Source organism: Yoonia sp., assembly GCF_036770585.1.
GTDB lineage: Bacteria > Pseudomonadota > Alphaproteobacteria > Rhodobacterales > Rhodobacteraceae > Yoonia.
The window spans coordinates 1-2,898 of sequence record NZ_DAIPIW010000128.1; the positions used below are offsets into that span (position 1 = coordinate 1).

Genomic DNA, 2,898 nt, shown 5'->3' on the forward strand with positions numbered 1-2,898 from the left:
CCTCAGAAGACTTGGCGCGCAGAAAGGCCAAACTGTCCTCCAGCATGTCCGGGCGGAGATCACGACCGATCACCACAAAGCGGCTTGTGCGGTCGCCCGCAGGCCAGTGCGGCAGCGGGACCGGCGGGTGAAAGATGTGCTGAACACCATGGACGGCAAAAGGGTGGGGGTCTTCGGTCGTGTGTATGATCGCCTTGAAGCGCAGGATATCAGGCCCGTGAAAGGACATCAGAGTGTCAAGCCAAAGTCCGAACGCATCGGCCCGGACCGGGCGTTCGATCGCAGCCGATAGGCTGGTAATCCGCGCGTCGTGGCTGGTGGAAGGGAGAACGGACGCCTGGGAGAGCCTATGAAGAGCATTTAAGCCGCCACGCTGCGGCGCAAACAGGCCTGACAGCGTGTCGGGAAGCGTGGAGACATTCTGCGGTTTTGGTTCCGCGCGGCCAGTCCAGTCCAGAGCCCGTGCTACCGGCGTGTCGCTCCGCAGCGCGCCGATGTCGAACAGGGACTGCGCGGGCACGTGGCCATGATCGGCGCGCAAGATCTGGGCCGTCGGGTTGAGTTTGTGCAGGCGCGCTTCGAACGCAGCCAGCGCGCCAGCGTCCACGAGATCGGCCTTGCTGACCACGATCCGGTCGGCCACGGCGATCTGGCTGACAGCCTCGAACTGTCGGTCTAGCGTGGTCATGCCGGTAGCCGCGCACGCAAGCGTAACGATACCGTCCAGCAAAAACTGCGTCGTCAATGCACGGTCCAGCATCAGCGTGTGCTGGATAGGCGCAGGATCGGCGAGGCCCGTCGTCTCGATCACCACGCGATCGAATGCGATCAGCCCATTGGCGCGCCGCCGCGCCAGATCGGCCATCGTGGTGACCAGATCGCCCCGGATCGAGCAGCACAAGCAACCCGACTGCATCAGCACCATCTCTTCTGTAGCTGTCTCGATCAGATCATGATCCAGTCCGATGTCGCCGAATTCGTTGATGATGACTGCCACGCGCCCGGCCTCTGGACTGCGCAACAGATGGTTGAGAAGCGTGGTCTTGCCTGCACCCAGAAAGCCGGTGATCAGCGTGACGGGCAGGCGAATATCAGCGACAGTCATGGTGTCCCCCTGTATCAGGCGCCGCCAGGAACGGGTGCGCCTTGCCCCAGATGCGGGCCACGTCGCGCTCCAGCCGCCGCCGCTCGATTCCGGAAAGCGCCGCTTGCGCCGCCTGCCGGTCGCCGCCTGCGGCTTTCAGCGCCTTAAGCCAGGCCCTTCGGACCGAAACCGCGCTCCATGGCAGCACTGCCCCCGCCAGCCATTGCCGAAGGTCTGGTGGTAGCGCGTCATAGGCCTGCATCGGATCGCCCCGCGAGCGGCGTTTCAGCGATGTGGCAAGGTTGCGCCTTGCCATGTTATGCCGCCTGCGTCCGCCGCCATTCGGGGAAGGGATCGGGCAGGTTCGACCAGGCGGTGGGTGTAAAGTCCTGCGCCGGGATCAGCGCGGCGTCGAGTTTCGCGCGGATTGCCGCCTCGTCCATGCCCGCCCCGATGAACACCAGTTCCTGCCGACGGTCGCCCCAGGGCTCGGTCCACTTGCCCGCCACCTCTGCAAGCGCATCGGGGTGCGTCGGCCAGCGTTCCCTTGGCACGCTGGCCCACCAGCCGCCGAGCGGCGTTACCGACGACACCGCCCCCGCCAGCGAAAACTCGGCCACCCAGTTCGGGCGCGAGGCCAGCCAGAAATGTCCCTTGGCCCGGATCACGCCGGGCAAATCACCGTTCAGGACGGCGTGGATGCGGCCCGGGTGAAAGGGCGCACGGGCACGATAGACGAAGCTGCTGATCCCGTATTCCTCGGTTTCGGGCATGTGATGGGCAAAGCCGTAAAGCTCTTTGGCCCAAAACGGGTGTTCATGCGCTCGGTCGAAATCAAAGAGGCCTGTGTTGAAAATCGCGTCAGCCGCTACGCGAGAGTGATCCGTCTCGATCAGTCTTGCGTCGGGGTTCAGCGCCCGGATGATCTTGCGCGCAGCATTGGTGCGGCCCTCGCCTGCATCCGACGTCTTGTTCAGCACCACGACATCGGCAAACTCGATCTGCTCGGTCAAGAGGTTGACCAAGGTGCGCGTGTCGCCTTCTCCCAAGCTCTCGCCCCGTTCAGTCAGGAAATCGTGGCTGGCGAAATCGCGAAGCAGGTTGATCGCATCGACCACCGTCACCATCGTATCCAGCCGCGCCACGTCCGACAGGCTGTCGCCATCTTCATCCCGGAAGTCAAAGGTGGCGGCCACAGGCAAGGGTTCGGCGATACCGGTGGATTCGATCAGCAGATAATCAAAGCGCCCCTCGTCTGACAGCTTGCGGACCTGCTCAAGGAGATCGCCGCGCAGCGTGCAGCAGATGCAGCCGTTGGTCATCTCGACCAGTTTCTCCTCGGACCGCGACAGTTCCGCCCCTTCGCGAATGAGGTCAGCGTCGATGTTGACCTCGGACATGTCGTTGACGATCACCGCCACGCGCCGCCCCTCCCGGTTGTTCAGGACGTGGTTGAGCAGCGTGGTCTTGCCTGCGCCCAGAAAGCCGGAAAGGACGGTGACGGGAAGGCGGCTGTCGTGCATGCGAATCTCCGCTATGTTATACTATAACATACAGATCGCACGGTTCACCTGGACATGCAATGCGAGGGCGCGCCAATCACAAATGCATAGACCATCCGAAACGGCAGTTCAAAAAAGTGTAGTAATTTCAATGACTGGTGTCAGAGAAGGTTCGACCGCAGTCCCGTTCCCTCCGCCACTCGCCCCTTTGATGCGCGTTCTACCGATCCGGCGGTGGCTGCAACTTTCAGGTCTCTTCTAGGGGTATGCGGGGGTTAGCGACGGGGCTCGGTCACAGCGCCTTGTGCCCAC

3 protein-coding genes are annotated in these 2,898 nt (G+C 63.0%); all 3 read right to left on the bottom strand.

Annotated features, from left to right (window positions below):
• On the bottom strand, positions 1 to 1,105 hold a 1,105-nt coding region (locus V7N12_RS13905), incomplete at its 3' end, for a CobW family GTP-binding protein (protein ID WP_333715258.1).
• Entirely contained in the window at positions 1,092 to 1,400 is a 309-nt protein-coding gene (locus V7N12_RS13910) for a DUF6525 family protein (RefSeq protein WP_333715259.1), read from the bottom strand. The genes V7N12_RS13910 and V7N12_RS13905, both read right to left, overlap by 14 nt.
• A gap of 1 nt (position 1,401) precedes the next feature.
• Positions 1,402 to 2,607, bottom strand: a complete 1,206-nt coding sequence (locus tag V7N12_RS13915) for a GTP-binding protein (protein WP_333715260.1) — start codon at positions 2,605 to 2,607, stop codon at positions 1,402 to 1,404.
• Between the last annotated feature and the right edge of the window lie 291 nt (positions 2,608 to 2,898).